14 protein-coding genes are annotated in these 17,360 nt (G+C 75.6%); 10 read left to right on the plus strand and 4 right to left on the minus strand.

Features of this window, described 5'->3' with window-relative positions:
* Positions 1 to 112: 112 nt before the first annotated feature.
* The 4 genes from F7P10_RS22455 to F7P10_RS22470 all read left to right on the plus strand — a co-directional run bounded on the left by F7P10_RS22455 (position 113) and on the right by F7P10_RS22470 (position 6,176).
* Positions 113 to 1,732, plus strand: coding sequence for an alkaline phosphatase D family protein (locus tag F7P10_RS22455; RefSeq protein ID WP_151011927.1), 1,620 nt, complete (start codon positions 113 to 115; stop codon positions 1,730 to 1,732).
* Between the two features lie 312 nt (positions 1,733 to 2,044).
* Positions 2,045 to 3,481 carry a sigma-70 family RNA polymerase sigma factor gene (locus tag F7P10_RS22460; RefSeq protein WP_151011929.1) on the plus strand — a complete coding sequence of 479 codons (1,437 nt, stop codon included), beginning with the start codon at positions 2,045 to 2,047 and terminating at the stop codon, positions 3,479 to 3,481.
* A 348-nt stretch (positions 3,482 to 3,829) separates the two neighbouring features.
* The gene (locus F7P10_RS22465; RefSeq protein WP_151011931.1) at positions 3,830 to 5,458 is read left to right on the plus strand and encodes an NYN domain-containing protein; all 1,629 of its coding nucleotides are present in this window, start codon (positions 3,830 to 3,832) and stop codon (positions 5,456 to 5,458) included.
* 79 nt (positions 5,459 to 5,537) lie between these two features.
* Entirely contained in the window at positions 5,538 to 6,176 is a 639-nt protein-coding gene (locus tag F7P10_RS22470) for a tetratricopeptide repeat protein (RefSeq protein WP_254715954.1), read from the plus strand.
* Between the two features lie 332 nt (positions 6,177 to 6,508).
* On the opposite strand, the gene F7P10_RS22475 is transcribed toward F7P10_RS22470, so the two are convergent.
* Positions 6,509 to 7,063 carry a hypothetical protein gene (locus F7P10_RS22475; RefSeq protein ID WP_151011933.1) on the minus strand — a complete coding sequence of 185 codons (555 nt, stop codon included), beginning with the start codon at positions 7,061 to 7,063 and terminating at the stop codon, positions 6,509 to 6,511.
* Between the two features lie 69 nt (positions 7,064 to 7,132).
* On the opposite strand from F7P10_RS22475, the gene pyrE reads away from it, so the two are divergent.
* On the plus strand, positions 7,133 to 7,669 hold the full coding sequence (pyrE, locus tag F7P10_RS22480; RefSeq protein ID WP_151011935.1) for an orotate phosphoribosyltransferase: 537 nt from the start codon (positions 7,133 to 7,135) through the stop codon (positions 7,667 to 7,669).
* 48 nt (positions 7,670 to 7,717) lie between these two features.
* Here the strand turns inward: pyrE and F7P10_RS22485 are convergent, their stop codons facing one another.
* On the minus strand, positions 7,718 to 8,110 hold the full coding sequence (locus F7P10_RS22485; protein WP_254716796.1) for a RodZ domain-containing protein: 393 nt from the start codon (positions 8,108 to 8,110) through the stop codon (positions 7,718 to 7,720).
* Between the two features lie 514 nt (positions 8,111 to 8,624).
* Here F7P10_RS22485 and fbaA point away from each other — a divergent pair.
* Entirely contained in the window at positions 8,625 to 9,647 is a 1,023-nt protein-coding gene (gene fbaA / locus F7P10_RS22490; protein WP_151011939.1) for a class II fructose-bisphosphate aldolase, read from the plus strand.
* A gap of 120 nt (positions 9,648 to 9,767) precedes the next feature.
* Entirely contained in the window at positions 9,768 to 10,220 is a 453-nt protein-coding gene (locus F7P10_RS22495; RefSeq protein WP_151011940.1) for a helix-turn-helix domain-containing protein, read from the plus strand.
* A 15-nt stretch (positions 10,221 to 10,235) separates the two neighbouring features.
* Here the strand turns inward: F7P10_RS22495 and F7P10_RS22500 are convergent, their stop codons facing one another.
* Positions 10,236 to 11,819, minus strand: coding sequence for an MFS transporter (locus tag F7P10_RS22500; RefSeq protein ID WP_151011942.1), 1,584 nt, complete (start codon positions 11,817 to 11,819; stop codon positions 10,236 to 10,238).
* Positions 11,820 to 11,936: 117 nt separating this feature from the next.
* On the opposite strand from F7P10_RS22500, the gene F7P10_RS22505 reads away from it, so the two are divergent.
* Complete coding sequence (locus F7P10_RS22505) at positions 11,937 to 14,405, plus strand: BTAD domain-containing putative transcriptional regulator (protein ID WP_151011944.1); 2,469 nt, start codon at positions 11,937 to 11,939, stop codon at positions 14,403 to 14,405.
* Between the two features lie 7 nt (positions 14,406 to 14,412).
* Here F7P10_RS22505 and F7P10_RS22510 read toward each other — a convergent pair whose 3' ends face one another.
* Positions 14,413 to 15,321 carry a TIGR03619 family F420-dependent LLM class oxidoreductase gene (locus F7P10_RS22510; RefSeq protein ID WP_151011946.1) on the minus strand — a complete coding sequence of 303 codons (909 nt, stop codon included), beginning with the start codon at positions 15,319 to 15,321 and terminating at the stop codon, positions 14,413 to 14,415.
* A 195-nt stretch (positions 15,322 to 15,516) separates the two neighbouring features.
* On the opposite strand from F7P10_RS22510, the gene F7P10_RS22515 reads away from it, so the two are divergent.
* Together F7P10_RS22515 and F7P10_RS22520 are read left to right on the plus strand one after the other, a co-directional pair.
* On the plus strand, positions 15,517 to 15,735 hold the full coding sequence (locus F7P10_RS22515) for an EF-hand domain-containing protein (protein ID WP_151011948.1): 219 nt from the start codon (positions 15,517 to 15,519) through the stop codon (positions 15,733 to 15,735).
* Positions 15,736 to 15,791: 56 nt separating this feature from the next.
* Entirely contained in the window at positions 15,792 to 16,898 is a 1,107-nt protein-coding gene (locus F7P10_RS22520; RefSeq protein WP_151011950.1) for a hypothetical protein, read from the plus strand.
* Positions 16,899 to 17,360: the final 462 nt, after the last annotated feature.

A 17,360-nucleotide genomic window follows, 5' to 3' on the forward strand; every position in this document is an offset into this window, starting at 1 on the left:
GCCCGCCGCCCCCGCGGTGCACGTCGCGGCGGGGGCGTCCGGGCGAGTGATCTCGGGTCGGGGGTCGCCGTTCCGGTGGACGCGGTGACCCATTGCCCGGTAGAGAGCAGGTATGACCGCTTTGGTACTCGGCCCCCACCTCCGGCACGTGAGCGCCCACACGGCGACGATCTTCGTGGAGACGGACCGTCCCTGCGAGGTCCGCGTCGTGGGCGAGGGCGTGGACGCCGCGTCGCGCACGTTCACCGTCCACGGCCACCACTACGCCATCGTGGAGGTCACCGGACTCGAGGCGGGCGCCCGCGTCCCCTACGAGGTCGTCGCCGGCGGGGACACCGTCTGGCCGCTCGACGCCGAGTCCCCGCCGAGCCTCATCCGGACCCTCCCGGGCGACGGCCGCCCGCTCAGCATCGCGTTCGGGTCGTGCCGCCGCTCGCCCGGCACCGTCGAGGAGTTCGGGCACGACGCCCTCACCGCGTTCGCCCGCCGGCTGCGCACGTTCGGCGACGGCGTGGAGTGGCCGGACGTCCTGCTGATGGTCGGCGACCAGGTCTACGCGGACGAACTCGGCGAGGAGATGCTCGAGTACATCCGCGCGCGGCGCGGCGACGCCGAGCCGGTCGGCGAGGTCGCCGACTACGAGGAGTACGTCCGCCTCTACGAGATGGCGTGGCGCGACGACGTGGACGTGCGGTGGCTGCTGTCCACGGTCCCGACCTTCACCGTCTTCGACGACCACGACATCCGCGACGACTGGAACACCTCCTACGCGTGGCGGGAGGAGATGTGGGCGCAGCCGTGGTGGCGGGCGCGCATCACCGGCGGGATCGGGTCGTACTGGGTGTACCAGCACCTCGGGAACCTGTCCCCGGCGGAACGGGCGGACGACCCGGTCCTCAGGTCCGTGCGGGAGGCGTCCGACGCGACCGGCGACGCCGCGGACGTCCTGGACGCCTTCAGCGAGCGCGCGGACCGCGAGCCGGAGAGCACGCGGTGGAGCTACGCGCACGACTTCGACGGCGTCCGGTTCATCGTCGTCGACAGCCGCTGCTCCCGCCTGCTGACGCCCGACCGGCGCGGGATGCTCGACGACCGCGAGTTCGCCTGGCTGGACGAGCAGACCCAGGGCGACGTGGAGCACCTCGTCATCGCCAGCTCCCTGCCCTTCCTGCTGCCGCGCGCCATCCACGACGCCGAGAACTGGAACGAGGCGATCTCGGAGGGCGCGTGGGGACGGCCGGGCGCGGCGCTCGGCGAGAAGATGCGGCAGGCCGTCGACCTGGAGCACTGGGCGGCGTTCGACCGGTCGTTCCGGGAGGTCGCCTCGCACGTCCTCGCGGTCGGGCGGGGCGAGCGCGGGTCCGTCCCCGCGAGCATCACGTTCCTGTCCGGCGACGTGCACTTCTCGTACCTGGCGCGGGTCGACGCCCCGGAGATCGACACGAAGATCGCGCAGATCGTCTGCTCCCCGCTCCGCAACCCGCTCGACGGGAAGATCCGCGTCGCCCAGCGGATCGCGTGCATGTGGGAGACGGCGACGCCGTTCCGGTGGCTCGGGAAGCTCGCGAAGGTGCCCGTGCCGCCGCTGAAGTGGCGCGTCACCGACGGGCCCTGGTTCGACAACGCGATCGCCACCGTGACGCTGGCCGGCCGCGACTGCGACGTCACCTGGGAGTCGCCGCGCAACGCGGGCACGCTCGTCGAGCTGGGCCGGGCCGACATCACCGGCTGAGCCGCCGCACGGGTGAACGCGCGGGGACGGCGCGGGGGAATGGCGCGGGGACGGCGCGGGGGATGGTGTGCTCGCTCCGCCCCCTCGCCGGAGCGAGCACACCCCCCGGTAGCGGACGAAGCCCCTCCGACATCGTCCGCGCCTCATCCAACGGCATCGCGACATGTCCATGACGTGACTCCCGCGAAAAAACCCGGTCTCGCCGAAACGAACGACAAACGGCCGCCAAAGCGGCAAGATGAGCGGGCGGGCGGCTGCGGTGCGTGGGCGCACCGCGACGGGGCGTGAGCGGCGCGGCGCGAGGGGGCCGGTGTGCACGAGGAGGAACCCGAGGCCGGGGACGCGGCGCTCATCTCCCGGGTCCGCGGCGGCGACACCGACGCCTACGGCACGCTCTGCGCGCGGCACGTGCCCGCCGCCCGGGGCCTGGCCCGGCACCTCGCCGACGGCGACGCCGCCGAGGACGCCGTCCAGGAGGCGCTCGCGAAGATCCTCGACCTGCTGCGGCGCGGCGGCGGCCCCGACTCCGGCTTCCGCCCCTACCTGCTCACCGCCGTGCGGCGCGCGGTGTACGACCGGTACCGCGCGGACCGCCGCGTCCACCCGACCGACCGGATCGACGACCTCGACCGCGGCACCCCCTTCGAGGACCCGGCGGTCCGCGACCTGGAGCGCTCGATGGTCCTCGGCGCGTTCCAGTCGCTGCCCGAACGCTGGCAGACCGTCCTGTGGCACACCGAGATCGAGGGCGCCCGGCCCGCCGAGGTCGCCCCGCTGCTCGGCCTCACCGCCAACGGCGCCGCCGCGCTCGCCTACCGGGCCCGCGAGGGGCTGCGGCAGGCGTACCTGCAGATGCACCTGGCGGCGCTGCCCGCAGGGCGCCGCGCCTGCCGCGAGGCGGTGGACAAGCTCGGCGCCTACGTGCGGGACGGCCTCGCCCGCCGCGACACCCGGCGGGTCCGGGGCCACCTCGACGGCTGCGCCGACTGCAAGGCCGTCCACGCCGAACTCGTCGAGCTGAACGGCGCGCTGCGCGAGGTCCTCGGCCCGCTGGTGCTCGGCGCGGCGGCGACCGCGTACCTGGCGGCGGGCGGCGGCGGGCTGCTCGCCTGGCTGGGGCGCCTGCCGAAGCGCGGGCGGCAGGCGCTCGGCGCGGGCGCCGCGACCGTCGCGTGCGCGGTCGCGCTGGCCATGGTGCTGGTGTCCGGCGACGAGCCGATGCCGGAGCCGAAGCCCGTGCCGCCGGTCGTCGCGCGGCCCGTCGCGCCGGCGGCCCCGCCCGCCGAACCGCCCGGCCCAGTGCCGTCCCGTCCGGTCGTGCCCGTCCCGGCGGCCGCCGTCGAGCCCGTCGCCGCCCCGGAGCGGGCGCCCGAACCGCCGCGCGCCGAGCCGGAACCGGAGCGCCCGGCCGCCCCGCCCGAGCCGGAGCCGGAGCCCGAGCCGGAGCCGGAGCCGGAGCCGGAGCCCGAGGCGCCGGTCGTGGAGGTCGACGCCGAGGTCGAGGTGCGCGCGCTCGTCCGGACGCGCGTGCGGGTGCGGGCGGGCGTGGACGTGCGCGTGCCCGCGGGGCCCGCGGACCCGCCGGGCGGCGCCCGTCCGCCGGCCGCCGGCGTCGGGGCCGGGACGGGTCTCGGGGCCGGCATCGAGGTGGACGTCCGCGTCGATGTCCGCGCGGAAGTCGCCGTCCAAACTGACCTGGAGGCCACAACTCCCTCACCCCGAGTGCGCCGCGTCGCCATGCGTTCGTGAAGGCGAGGTCGCGCCCTTCCCCTCCCGAACCGTTCACCTGCCCGTTCCCGTAAAGATCGGCCGGAAGCGCGGGGGCGGCCCGAAACGGCTGGTAGCGTCCGCCGAAGTCTCCAATTCGTTGTTACCGGAGAGTCGCGGACGGGCGGGACGCCGTGAAAGAGTGGCGAATCGCCGTATTGGCCTACCGGGCTGACTGGCTTCACTACGCTATCGAGCGCCCGAGGTCATTACGCCGCCCATTGTCTCCGACAGCAGGAAGGGCAGGCGCCGAACGATGGTCACGCTCGCCGGCCCGACCGCGGAGTGGGCACCCCGTGAGCTCCCATGCCAGAGGAAGGGCGGTGTCGCATGGATCGCTGCGCGCTGTTCGTAGACGCCGGCTACCTGCTCGGCGACGGCGCCATGGCGGTGCACGGCACCCGCCATCGCGACGCCGTCTCCTGGGATTTCGGCGGCGTCCTGCAACTGCTGAACGACCTTTCCAGGGAGCGCACCGGCCTGCCCCTGCTCCGCTGCTACTGGTACGAGGCCACCGTCGAGGGCCGCCGCTCCCTCGAGCACGAGTCGCTCGCCGACCTGCCCGGCCTCAAGCTCCGCCTCGGGCGCATCCGCCCCGGCCGCCGCGAGGGCGTCGACACCGAGATCCACCGCGACCTGATGACCCTCGCCCGCAACTCCGCCCTCGCCGAGGCCGTGCTGGTCAGCGGCGACGAGGACCTCTCCCAGGTCGTCGCCGACGCGCAGGACCTCGGCGTCCGCGTCACCGTCGTGCACGTCGCCGTCGACGGCAACTGGACGATCTCGCGGGTGCTGCGGCAGGAGTGCGACGACCTCATCGAGATCGGCGCCGGGCACCTGCGCCCGTACGTGAACCTCCTGACGGGCATGGACGGCACGAGTTCGTCCGGCGCGCCGTCCGTCCCGGCGTCCTCGTCGTCCTCCTCGTCGCCGTCGCCGGTGCCCTCGACCGGTTCGACGTCCTCGGCGCCCTCGCACGGTTCGCCGATCTCCTCGCCCGCGTCCGGCTCCGTACTGCCGGGCGTGCCGATCGGCTCGTCCGCGCACTCGGCGCCGCCCGTCCCGTCCGCGCAGTCGCCGCACTCGTCGGCGTCCGGGGCGAGCCCGCTGTCGAACGGGCACGGCAACGGCGCCGCGCTCGGCTCCCTGCAGCCGACCTCGCACAACGGGCCGCCGCCCGCGTCGCCCATCACCGGCCCGCCGCAGGGGACGGCGTCCACGGGCCCGTCCGCGATGCCGTCCGCGCCGCTGGGCGGGCAGTCCGCGACGGGGCGGACGCCGGCGCCCGCACCGCCCTCGTCCGCCGGGTTCGGCACCGGCGGGTTCGGCGGCAGCGCCCTCGACTCCGGCCCCCACACGGGTCCCGGCACGGGCTCCAGCACGGGCCCGAACGCGGGTCCCGGCACGGGTCCGCTCGGCGGCTCGCCGGGCGGCGGTGCGCTCGGTTCGAGCACGCTCGGCTCCGGCCCGTCCGGTTCCGGCGGGTTCGGCGCGTCGTTCAGCGGCGGCGGCGCCGCGCAGCCCGCCGCGCCCGCGCAGACCGGCACGCACGCCGCCCCGCCGCAGCCCGCCGGGCAGCAGTACACCGCGCCGCCGGTGCCCGCGCCCGCCCCGCCGTCCGCGCCGCAGGCGCCGCTCCCGGCGAACCGTCCGTCCGGGCCCTACACCGGGCCGCAGCAGCTCTCCCCGGTGCCCGCCCAGCAGCAGCACGCGCCGTCGCTCGCCGAGGCGGTCAAGGCCGCGCACCAGGAGGGGCAGGACTTCGGCGAGTCCGTCGCCCGGGACGCGCCCGCGCTGTGGCTCGAGGCCGTCCTCGCCCGCAAGCCCCGGATGCCCTCCGACCTGGAGGCCCGCCTGCTGCAGGGCTCGTCGCTGCCCATCGACTTCCTGCTGCACGACGAGGTCCGGCACGCGCTGCGCCGCGGGTTCTGGGACGCTCTCGAGCGTTCCCGCAGGTGAGCTGACGGGTACGCGGCGGTATTCACCGACATCCCAGATTCGCCCGCTTCGGCCGGGCGCCGACGGGTAGCGTTGAAGCGTGACGCATGTGACGGAAGACGACCTCGACGACCTGGAGTTCGACACCCTGCGCACGGGCGATCACATCGCGGCCGCCCGGCGTCTGGCGGAGCTGGCCGAGTCGGTGTCCGGCGGGGTGTCCCGCGCGAACGTGCTGCTGCGCGCGGGCGAGCAGTGGCAGCACGCGGGCGACCACGGCAAGGCCGCCGACTTCTACCACCGGGCCCTGGAGGACGGCGGCGAGACCTACGGCGATCCCCGCGCCTACCTCGCCGACGCGCTGTTCGAGCTGGGCCGCCCCGACGAGGCCCGCGCCCTCGTCGACCAGATCCGCGCCGACCGTCCCCGCGACCCCGAGGTGTACCGCGCGGTCGCCGAGGTCCTCTACGCGCAGGGCGACGCGACCGGTGCGCACGACTGGGCCACCAGCGGCGCCGACGTCGTCCTGGCCCTGCGCGACAGCGCCGTCGGCACCGGCGTCGGCGGCCCCGCCGAGACGGCCCCGGCCGAGTCCCTGACCCCGGGCCCCGACGACGTCGCGATCGCCGAGGACAGCCTCGAAGCCCTCCTGCGCCTGCGCTACCGGGCCCGCGTCGACCTCGGCCGCGGCGAGGACGACTACGACGCCCTCCTGGACGACCTGCTCAAGAACGCCTGACCGCGTCCGTCCGCCGCCGCCGGGTGTGGGGCGGGCGTTCCGTGTGCGCGCGGGGCCGGACGTCGCTCGCGTGGAGCGCTCGTCCGCTCGTCCGTCCGCCGCCGGTCGTCCGCCGTGCCCTCGGGACGGGCGGGCGTTCCGTGTGCGCGGGGGGCGGACGTCGTTCGCGTGGAGTGCTCGTCGGCCCGTTCTAGAACGCCCGCCTCGCCCGTCCGTCCGCCCCCGGGTGCGGGACGGACGTTCCGTGTGCCTGGGCCGGACGTCGCTCGCGCGGAGCGCTCGTCCGCGTCACGTGCGGGCCGGGCGGGGCGGACGCGCGCCGGGGGGCGGGCTCAGAGCGTCGTGAGGAGCTCGCTCAGGGACTGGGCCACCGCGGTCGGCGGTTCGTGTTCGGTGACGGGCCAGCCGCGCAGGCGGGCCTCTCGGACGGCCCGGTCGTGCTCCGGGGACGCGGAGCGGTCCGCGTGGGTGCGGAGGTACGCGCACGGGGCGTCCGGCCAGTCCGGCGGGGACGGGACGTGTTCGGGCGGGGCGGCCGCGCCCCCGTGCCCGTGCTCATGATCGTGGTCGCGGGCCTGCGCGGGGCGGGGCAGCTCGGCGTCGACGAAGAGGTAGCCGCCGACGGTGCGGTGGGCGGCGCGCTGCGCGAGGGCGATCGCGGGCAGCAGCGGGCCGGCGGCGCCGTGCGCGGCGAGGACGAGCGGGGTCGCGGGCGCGGTCGCGGCGATGATCAGCGCGGCGCGGGCGACGTAGCGGGAGCCGGTTCCCTCGGCGACGTCCGGGACGATGACGTCGAGCCCGTAGGAGCGGAGCGTCTCGGGGAGGTCGCCCCAGGCGGCGGAGCCGGTGTTCGGCGCGTGCAGGAGCACGAGGGATCCGGGTGTCATGTCCTCCTCCTCCCCGGCACCGTACACGGCGGGCGCGGGGCACGCGGGCGCGGTGAATAGGGTTTTCCCGTGAGCGATCGTGATGAACTGCTGGAACAGATCAAGGCCAAGGCGGTCGTGCACGGCGACTTCGTGCTGTCGTCGGGCAAGCGCGCGTCCTGGTACGTGGACCTGCGCAGGGTGACTCTGGACGGGGCGGCCGCGCCGCTCGTGGGGGCGGTGATGCTCGACGCGACCGCCGACCTGGAGTACGAGGCGGTCGGGGGCCTGACGCTCGGCGCGGACCCGGTGGCGACCGCGATGCTGCACGCGGCGGCGGCCCGGGGGCGCGCGCTGGACGCGTTCGTGGTGCGGAAGGCGGGCAAGGCGCACGGTCTGCAGCGCCGGATCGAGGGGCCGGACGTGGCGGGCCGACGGGTGCTGGCCGTCGAGGACACCTCGACCACGGGCGGTTCGGTGCTGACCGCGGTGGAGGCGCTGCGGGAGGCGGGGGCGCACGTCGTGGCCGTCGCGACGATCCTGGAGCGGGGGGCCGCGGCGCGGATCGCCGAGGCGGGGCTGGAGTACCGGCACCCGTTCGAGGTGGCCGATCTCGGCCTCGGGTGACGGTCCGGGCGGTCGATCGCGGGGGTGACCGGGGATCCGGTCAGGGGGTCAGGGGTTCTGGGGGACGGACCATTCGGCGCGGCCCGCGGGCTTCGGGTCCTGCGGCTCGCCGTAGATGGCGACCTCGAGCGCGGAGCCGTTGGCGGCGACGACGTCGAGCGGCGCCTCGTCGTAGCGGTAGGTCTCGCCGGTGGCCATCGTCCCCGTGAAGAGCACCTCCCCGGCGGGGATCCGCACGTAGACGTCCGTGGGGGGCCCGGTCACGCGGATCAGCAGCGCGGGCGCCTGCGACGCGGAGCCCGCCGACGGGCTCGGGGAGCCCTCCGCGCCGCCCGCCGGGGCGGAAGCGGAGGCGGAGGGCCCCGGTTGATCGGGCTCGCCGGAGACGGCGTTCACGAGGGCCATGCCGCCGACGACGAGCAGAGCGAGTACGGCGGCCACGGCCAAGGCCGCGAGCGCTATGCGTGCGAGACCCCTGGGGTCCGACCGATGACGTCCCACATGGGGAGGTTAGCGATAACTGTCACCGCTGAGCGACGGACGTGACTCTTCAGGGACATTCTTCTTCGCGACGTTGCCCGATTTGTTCCCCCGGCTCCGGATCTCACCGTCCGTGACGACGCTCGGTGCGCGAACGGGCGCGGCGCGGAAGGTCGCACCGCTCGTCCGGGCGCGGCGCGGAAGCCGGCCCCGCCCGTCCGCGTGCGGGGTCCCGGACGGCCGCGAGCCCGGCGCGATCGGGTGCCGCGCGGCGCGCGTCCGCACTGGCTCCGGGCGCGAAATCCGGGATACTGGCATGCGTGGCGCCCCCTGGTGAGCTGGGAGGGCGTCGCGACCTGGATACTGACCGTGGACGGCATGCCCGACCCGGCGTCCCCGCCCGTCCGGCGGGCGCCCGGGTGCTACCGCCCGGCCGGATGCCCGGCGGCACCGCTGCGTACGAAAGGACGCTGAAATGCCCATCGCAACGCCCGAGATCTACGCGGAGATGCTCGACCGTGCGAAGCGGGACGGCTTCGCCTTCCCCGCCATCAACGTCACGTCGAGCCAGACGCTGAACGCGGCGCTGCGCGGCTTCGCCGATGCCGAGAGCGACGGGATCATCCAGGTCTCGACCGGCGGCGCGGAGTACCTGTCCGGCCAGGCCGTGAAGGACATGGTGACGGGGTCGACCGCGCTGGCCGAGTACGCGCGGGTCGTCGCCGCCAAGTACCCCGTCAACATCGCGCTGCACACCGACCACTGCCCGAAGGACAAGCTGGACGGCTTCATGCGTCCGCTCATCAAGATCTCGCAGGAGCGGGTGGCGCGCGGCGAGGAGCCGCTGTTCCAGTCGCACATGTGGGACGGGTCCGCGGTCGAGCTGCACGAGAACCTGCGGATCGCCGAGGAGCTCCTCGAGGAGTGCGCGAAGGCGCGCATCATCATGGAGATGGAGATCGGCGTCGTGGGCGGCGAGGAGGACGGCGTCGCCAACGAGATCAACGAGAAGCTGTACACGACCCCGGGCGACGCGCTCGCGACCGCCGAGGCCGTCGGCGTCGGCGAGAAGGGCCGCTACATCCTGGCGGCGACGTTCGGGAACGTGCACGGCGTGTACAAGCCGGGCTCGGTCAAGCTGCGCCCGGAGGTCCTGAAGGAGATCCAGGACGCGGTCGCCGCGAAGCACGGCAAGGACAAGCCGTTCGACCTGGTGTTCCACGGCGGCTCCGGCTCGACGCTCGAGGAGATCCGCGAGGCCGTCTCCTACGGCGTCATCAAGATGAACATCGACACCGACACCCAGTACGCGTTCACGCGGCCGGTCGCGGAGCACATGTTCCGCAACTACGACGGCGTCCTGAAGGTGGACGGCGAGGTCGGCAACAAGAAGCAGTACGACCCGCGCTCGTGGGGCAAGGCCGCCGAGGCGAACATGTCCGCCCGGATCGTGGAGGCCTGCGAGAGCCTGCAGTCGGCCGGCAAGAAGCTCAAGTAACCCGGCACTTTCCGGCACTTTCCGGTACATCCGGCACTTAGCGGTACACCGAGCCTGGGACGGACACGAACCGTCCCAGGCTCGGGCGTTTCATCACGAAACTCCGCTACGCTCGATGGCGTGGCCCTGCCTCGCACCTACGACTCGCAGAACTGCTCGATCGCCCGCTCTCTGGAGGTCGTCGGCGACCGCTGGACGTTGCTGGTCATCCGCAGCGCGTTCGAGGGCGTCCGCCGCTTCGACGACTTCCAGGTCGAGCTCGGCGTGGCCCGCAACATCCTCACCGACCGGCTCTCCCGGCTGTGCGACGAGGGGATCATGCGGCGCGTCCCGTACCAGGTGCGCCCGGAACGGTACGAGTACCGGCTCACCCGCAAGGGCGTCGAGCTGTGGCCCGCGATGATGACCCTGCTGCTCTGGGGCGACCGCCACTACGCCCCGGACGGCGCCCCGGTGATCGTCGGGCATCGCGGCTGCGCCGGTTCCCTCACGACCCGCTTCACCTGCGACGCGTGCGGCGCGGCCCTCGGCCCGACCGACGTCGAACCCCGCCCCGGCCCCGGCTCGTCCTGAGGGCCGCGCCCCCCGTCACCGGTGTGCGGCCCGGTCGTCGTCGGCGGCGGCCCCGTCGTCCGGGGTTCCGGCGTCCGCTGCTCCGGCGTCCGGGGCGGTGGCCTCGGCGCCGATCGGGGGCAGGTGCCGCAGGGCGGTGACGGTGAGGACGGCCAGGCCCGCGAGCAGCGCGGCGCCGACGGCGGTGACGATGCCGAACCCGCCGAGGAACGCGTCCCGGGCGGCCGCGAGCAGCGCGGCGGCCGGTTCCGGCGGCAGGCCCTCGGCGGCGGCGACGGCGTCCTCGATCGAGTCGCCCGCGGCCCCCGGCGTGCCCGGCGGCAGGACGACCAGCGCGGTGTAGGCGGCGGCGCCCACGCTGCCGAGCGACGCGACGCCGAACGCGATGCCGAACTCGCCGGACGTCTCGGCCAGCGCCGAGGCCGCACCGGCGCGCTCGTCCGGGGCCGCGCCCACGATCAGCGCGATGCCGAGGGCGCCGACCGGGGCCAGGCCGAGGAACCCGAGCGTCACCCCGAACATCAGCGTCCCGATGCCGTCCGCGAACCCGGCGACCAGGAACCCGGCCGCCGCCGGGGCCATCCCGCCCGCGATCAGCAGGCCCGGACGGACGCGCCGCGCGGCGACCGGCGCCAGCAGCGAGCCCGCGACCAGCGCGATCGCCGGGAGGGCGAGCCACAGCCCGGACTCCAGCGGCGACAGCCCCTCGATCGTCTGCAGGTAGCGGCTGACGAACAGGTACAGGCCGCCCTGCACGACCATCGTCACCAGCAGGATGCCGAGCGCCGCCGAGAACGTCCGGGATCGCAGCAGCCGCAGGTCCAGCAGCGGGTCGGCCAGTGCGCGCTGCCGCCGGACGAACAGGTACCCGAACGCGATCCCGGCGGCGAGCACCCCGTACGCGGCGGGCCGCAGCGGGTCCTCGGCGATCTCCTTCAGCCCGTAGACGGCCGGGAACGCGGCGGCCAGCGACAGCGCGACGCTCGCGAGGTCGATGCGTCCGCCGCCGGGCGCGCGCGACTCGGGCAGCAGCGGCGCGGCGGCCAGCAGCAGCACCATGACCGGCACGCCGATCAGGAACACCGAGCCCCACCAGAAGTTCTCCAGCAGCGTCCCGCCGACCACCGGGCCGAGCGCCGCGCCGCCCATGAAGCAGGCGGTGAACACGCCGATCGCGAGCGTGCGCTGCCGCTCGTCCCGGAACATCGTGCTGATCAGCGCGAGCGCGGACGGCATCAGCGTCGCGCCGCTGAGCCCGAGCAGCATCCGGGCGGCGAGCAGCATCTCGGGGCTGCTCGCGTAGGCGGCGAGGGCCGAGGCCGCGCCGAACGCGGCCGCCCCGTACAGCAGCAGGCGGCGGCGGCCGATGCGGTCGCCGAGCGCCCCCATCGTCACCAGGAAGCCCGCGATCATGAAGCCGTAGACGTCCATGATCCACAGGAGTTGGACGGGGCCGGGGTCCAGGTCCGCGCTGAGGTGCGGCATGGCCAGGAACAGCACGGTGGTGTCGATGGACAGCAGCAGGGTGGGCAGCGCGAGGACGGCCAGGCCGATCCACGCGCGCGCCCCCGCCCGAGCGGGACGCTCGGGCGCGTCCATTGCGGTCATGATGATCCCCGTTCCGTTCGAAGGTGTCGCGCACACCCTGCGTCGTCGGTGTTATGGCCCGGTTCGGACGGGATTCCGGCCGGGTTCGGGGCCGGTTACGGTGAACCCATGCGCTTCGGGGTACTGGGCCCGCTGGAGATCCGGACGGACGGCGACCGGCCCGTCCGCGTCCCGGAGGTGAAGGTCCGGCTGCTGCTGTCGGCGCTGCTGGCCGCCGGGGGACGGCCCGTGCCGTCCGACCGGCTGATCCGCGACCTGTGGGACGAGGACCGCCCGGCCCGGCCCGCCGCCGCGCTCCGCGCGAAGGTCTCCCAGCTCCGCCGGGCCCTGGAGGACGCCGAACCCGGCGGGCGCGCGCTGGTGGCCGCGCGGGCACCCGGCTACGCGCTCGCGTCCGAGGCCGTCGACGCGCTCCGCTTCGAGGCCCTCGCGTCCCGCACCGAGCCCGCCTCCGCCGCGCGCGCGTCCGTCCTGACCGAGGCGCTCGCCCTCTGGCGCGGCCCCGCCTTCGCCGACTTCGCCGACGCCCCGTTCGCCGTCGCCGCCGCCGCGCGCCTCGAGGAACGCCGCCTCACCGCGCGTGAGGAACTGGCCGAGGCCCGCCTCGCGCTCGGCGAGCACCGCGCGATCGCCGCCGACCTGACCGACCTCGCCGCCCTGCACCCGCTGCGCGAACGCCTGCAGGCCGCGCTGATGCGCGCCCTGTACGGTTCCGGGCGCCAGCACGAGGCCCTGCAGTGCTTCGACCGCGTCCGGAACCGGCTCCGCGACGAACTCGGCCTCGACCCCGGACCCGACCTCGCCGCCCTGCACCAGGCGATCCTGCGCCAGGACCCGTCCCTGGACGCACCGGCGCGCGCGCCGCTCGCACCCCTCGCGCCCGCCCGTCCGCCCGCGCCCCGCACCGAACTGATCGGCCGCGACACCGAACCGGACGCCGTCGCCGCCGCGCTGCGCGAGGCCCGGCTGGTGACGCTGACGGGCCCGGGCGGCGTGGGCAAGACGCGCCTCGCCCTCGAAGTCGCCGCCCGCGCGGCGGCCCCCGGTTCCCCCGGCGTTCCCGGCGTTCCCGGCGCTCCCGACTTCCCCGACGGGATCGTCTTCGCCGAACTGGCGGGCGTCGCCCCGGACCGTGTCGCCGAAGCCGTGACCGCCGCCGCGGGCTTGCGCGAGCCGGACGGTCCGGACGCCCCGGACGCCCCGGACGGCACCGGCGCGCCCGACGGGCCGGTCGCCGCCGCCGGGCGGCTCGCCGGACGCCGCGCGCTGCTCGTCCTCGACAACTGCGAGCACGCCATCGACCCGGTCGCCGCGTTCGCGGACGCCCTCCTCACCGCGGGCGCCGAACTGCGGATCCTCGCCACCGCACGCGAACCCCTCGGCATCTCCGGCGAACGCCTGCACCCCGTCACCCCCCTCGAGATCCCGGAGGCCCCACCGGAGCACGACCTCGCCGCGCTGGCGCGGGTGCCGTCGGTGCGGTTGTTCGTGGCGCGTGCGGCGGCGGCGGATCCCGGGTTCGCGCTCGACGGGGCGAACGCGGCGGCCGTCGCCGCCGTGTGCCGCCGCCTCGACGGGCTGCCGCTCGCCCTCGAACTCGCCGCCGCCCGCGTCCGCGCGCTCGGCCCGGAGACGCTCGCCGCACGCCTCGACGACCGCTTCCGGGTGCTGCGCTCCGACCGCCGCGACGTCCCGCCCCGCCAGCGGACCCTGCTGGCCGCGATCGAGTGGAGCTGGGAACCGCTCGGCCCCGCCGAACGCGCCGTCCTGCGCCGCCTCGCCGTCCACGCGGGCGGCTGCACCCTGGAGGGCGCGGAGGAGGTCTGCGCGGGCGGCGAGGTCGAGCAGGCCGAGGTCATGGACGTCATCGTGCGGCTCGTCGACCGGTCCCTGGTCATGGCCGCCGACGGCCCCGGCGGCGTCCGCTACCGCCTGCTGGAGTCCGTCGCGGCGTTCGCCCTCGACCGCCTCGCCGACGCGGGCGAACGCGACGACGTGCAGGCCCGCCACGACGACTACTACGCCCGCGTCGCCGAGTGCGCCGACGCGTACCGGGCGGGGCACGCCCGCGTCCGCTGGCTCGCCCGCCTCGACGCCGAGGCCGCCAACCTGCGCCGCGCCCTGGAGAGCGCCGTCGGGCGCCGGGACGCCCACCTCGCCCTCCGGCTCACCGCCTCCCTCGCCTGGTACTGGATCGAGCGCGGCCGCGCCGCGCACGCGGGCCGCTCGCTCGGCGCGGCGCTCGCCGACGCCGCCGCCGTCCACCACCTCGACGGGCTCGCGTCCGCCCGCATCCTCGGCGACGCCCCCGCCATCGCGTCCGCCCTGGACGGCCTCGCCGGGGCGCGGCTCCTCGCGGGCCGCGCCGACCAGGCCGCCCGGCTGCTCGGCGCCGCCGCGACCGCCCGCGAGGCCGCCGGGCCGCCCGCGCCGCCCGGCGTGCTGCACGTGACCGTCCCGTCCCGGGAGACCGCGCGCCTCCTCGCCGCGGCCCGTACCGCCCTCGGCGACGCGTTCCCCGCCGCCTACGACGCGGGCCGCGCGCACCCTCCGGCCGAGGCGGCCGCCGGCCGCTGACCCGGCCTCACGGGCGCCCGGCGGGCAGGCCGAGCTCGGCCGCCAGGGCCTCCAGCAGTTCGACCTGCCGCTCCGGCGAGACGCCGAGCAGCGCCGTCACGACGTGCACCTCGTCGGCGCCGAGCGCGGCGGCCCGGTCGAGGTTCGCCAGCGCGGCGGCGGTGAAGTCGGCGGCCGGGACGTCCGTGCCGGGCGGCGCCGGGATCACGTTGACGACGACGCTGCCGGTGCCGCCCGCCGCCCGGTACCAGCCGACCTGCGTGCGGGTGTCGTCCCAGTCCACGGCGACGGTGACGAAACCGTCGCCGATCCGGGCCGCCCGCTCGATCGCCGGGCGGGCCGTCGCGCCGAACAGCAGCGGGATCCGGCCGCGCCACGGCTTCGGACCGACCTTGGCCGCCGGGACGCGGTAGTGCTCGCCGTGGAACTCGACGGGGTCGGGGCCCCAGCAGGCGCGCATCGCGGCCACGTGCTCGGCGAACCCGGCGCCGCGGCGCCCCGGAGAGACGCCGGCCGCGACGAACTCCTCGGGGATGTAGTGCGGGGGCAGCCGGGTGCCGCCGCCCTGCCCGATCCCGACGTACAGCCGTCCGCGCGACAGCCGGTCCAGCGTGGCGAGCCTGCGGGCCAGGGCGACCGGCGACTCGAAGATCGAGTTCAGGACGCCGGTCCCCACCCGGATCCGCCGGGTGTGCGCGGCGGCCCACGTCAGCACCTCCAGCGCGTCCCACGGGGTGTCGTCGGGCAGCCCGGCGTCGTTCGTCCAGTGCGGCCCGACGGGGACGAGCAGCCGGTCGGAGACCGAGACGGCGTCGAAGCCGAGGCGCTCGGCCGCCCGGGCCACGGTGACGATGCCGTCCGGTCCCGCGTGCGGCCCGAAGTGCTGAAGCGTGACCCCGATGCGCGGCAGGTCCATCGCGCGTCCTCCTGTTCGTCCGGTGCGCTCGCGAGCGCGGTTTCCCGGGGTGATCGGAGCCGGGCGCGCGTTCTCGACATCCTCCCCTCGCCTTTTCGCGGTCGCCCCGGCTGGACGTCCGGTACGTGCCGGGTGCAAGATCGTGTCTCGACACTCTGCCCGTACCCCGCATGACCGCAGATCGTGAGGTCTTCCATGCCGGTTTCCGACGACCCGGACGCGACGTTCCGGGAGTTCGACCGCGACGGGGACGGATACATCACCCGTGACGAGTTCGTGCTCGCCATGCGGGCGAAGGGCGAGGAGGTCACGCCCGCCGAACTCGACTCGATCTTCAAGGCCGCGGACGCCCGCGACGGCGACGCGGACGGGCGCATCTCGCACGCGGAGTTCCTGGTCGCCTGGAACGGCTGACCATCGGCACCTCACCGGAGCCGCACGGGCGCCCGCTCCACCCCGCTCGGCCGGAGGTGGTCGCGACGTACGCCGTCACCGTGCCGGACGAGGAGTCGGCACGGGCCGTCGCGGCGTTCCTGGTCGCGCGCGGACACACCGCCGTGCGCGTCCGCCCGCAGGGGGATGCGTGGACGGCCGTCGGGCTCGACGAGGGCCCGTTCCCCGACGGGGACGAGGGCTGGTGGCGGGCCGTCGAGCGGAGGATCGTCCGCACCGCCGCCGGGGAGGTCGGCGGCCGGGTCGGGGAGTCGCTCGCGCGCCCCGAGACCGCCCGAATGCTCCACCTGGACGGCGAGGCCGTCGCGGACCGGACGGTCGAGGAGGCGCGGCCCGCACGCCTCGGGGCGCTCGCCGGGGCGCCCGCACGCGCGCCCGTCCCGGAGATCGTCCACCGGCTCGGGGAGCCGGAGCGGACGGGCGAACTCGGTGAACCGGTCGTCCTGGACGGGCTGGACGGCGTCGACTGGGCCTCGCTGACCGGGGCGTACGGGCCCGCCGACGGCGTCCCGGAGATCCTCCGGGCCCTGGCGGCCAACGACGAGGGCTGGGACGAGGCGTCCTTCGAGTACTTCAGCGAGGTCGTGCACCAGGGCACCTGCTACACCTGCACCGCCCCGACCGTCCCGTTCCTCGTCCGGCTGGCACGCGCGCCGCAGCTCGTCTCCGAGTACCGGAGGAGCGTGCTGTTCGACCTGCTCTACCTGGCCATGCTCGACCCCGGCCCGGCGTGCGGCGAGGACGGCGGGCACGCGGGTCCGGCGACGCTCGCCTCCCGGGCGGTCCTCGGGCACCTCCCGGAGATCCTGGCCCGGTGGCCGGACGCGCCGCCGTGCGAGCGGGCCCTGCTGACCGTCCTGGCCGCCCTCTCCCCGGACGCCGCCGCCGACCGGCTGCCGGAGTTCCGCGCGTTCCGCCGGGACGGGGTGGACGGCCCGAGCCCCGCGCTCGATCTCGCGCTGGCGCTCGCGTCCCGCGACGAGGGCGCCGCGAGCGGCCTCACCCTCGACGCCGCCGGGTGGGACGAGCAGGTCGCGGAGCGCCTGGACGGCGACGAGCCCCTGCGGGCCCGTCACCTCGGCGTCCTCTTCCACCTCGCCCGACGCGAACTCGGGTCCGGCTGACCGCTCGCGTCTCCGGGCGGGGAGCGTGGCGGGAACCGGCGGCGTCCGGCCTTATCCACGGCTGAGCGGCTGGACGAGCGGGACGATCGCCGGGCCCCGGCGCCCGTTCGTGACGAAAAGCTCGCGGACGGCCCCGAATGCGTTCTCGATGATCTAGAGGCCGGGCGCGCGAAGCGGCCTCCGGGGTAATCGGCCGACCTCTCCGGCGCTATATTCGCACAGGAATTCGATAGTCCATCATGATCTTGCTGTTCGGGCAGGCAATCGTTCCTGCGCGGTAAGTCGGCGGGCCCGGAAGGCGGTAAAAGAGATGCCCGCGGGCACTGCACAGCGGGCCGATTCATGCTTCATAATTTGTGCATCACAAGTTGAAGCAGGCGGCCAGACCCCGCGGCCCGGGAGACGATGCGATGAGCGACACCGGACAGGTCCCGCACGGCGTGGACGCGTCCGTCCCCAGCC

Origin of the sequence: Actinomadura sp. WMMB 499 (assembly GCF_008824145.1) — a bacterium.
Taxonomy (GTDB): Bacteria; Actinomycetota; Actinomycetes; order Streptosporangiales; family Streptosporangiaceae; genus Spirillospora.

Coding starts and splice junctions, on each gene's coding strand:
- F7P10_RS22500 (WP_151011942.1), bottom strand. CDS start 11,819: ATGGACGCGCCCGAGCGTCCCGCTCGGGCGGGGGCGCGCGCGTGGATC.
- fbaA (WP_151011939.1), top strand. CDS start 8,625: ATGCCCATCGCAACGCCCGAGATCTACGCGGAGATGCTCGACCGTGCG.
- F7P10_RS22465 (WP_151011931.1), top strand. CDS start 3,830: ATGGATCGCTGCGCGCTGTTCGTAGACGCCGGCTACCTGCTCGGCGAC.
- F7P10_RS22455 (WP_151011927.1), top strand. CDS start 113: ATGACCGCTTTGGTACTCGGCCCCCACCTCCGGCACGTGAGCGCCCAC.
- F7P10_RS22475 (WP_151011933.1), bottom strand. CDS start 7,063: ATGACACCCGGATCCCTCGTGCTCCTGCACGCGCCGAACACCGGCTCC.
- F7P10_RS22510 (WP_151011946.1), bottom strand. CDS start 15,321: ATGGACCTGCCGCGCATCGGGGTCACGCTTCAGCACTTCGGGCCGCAC.
- F7P10_RS22515 (WP_151011948.1), top strand. CDS start 15,517: ATGCCGGTTTCCGACGACCCGGACGCGACGTTCCGGGAGTTCGACCGC.
- F7P10_RS22505 (WP_151011944.1), top strand. CDS start 11,937: ATGCGCTTCGGGGTACTGGGCCCGCTGGAGATCCGGACGGACGGCGAC.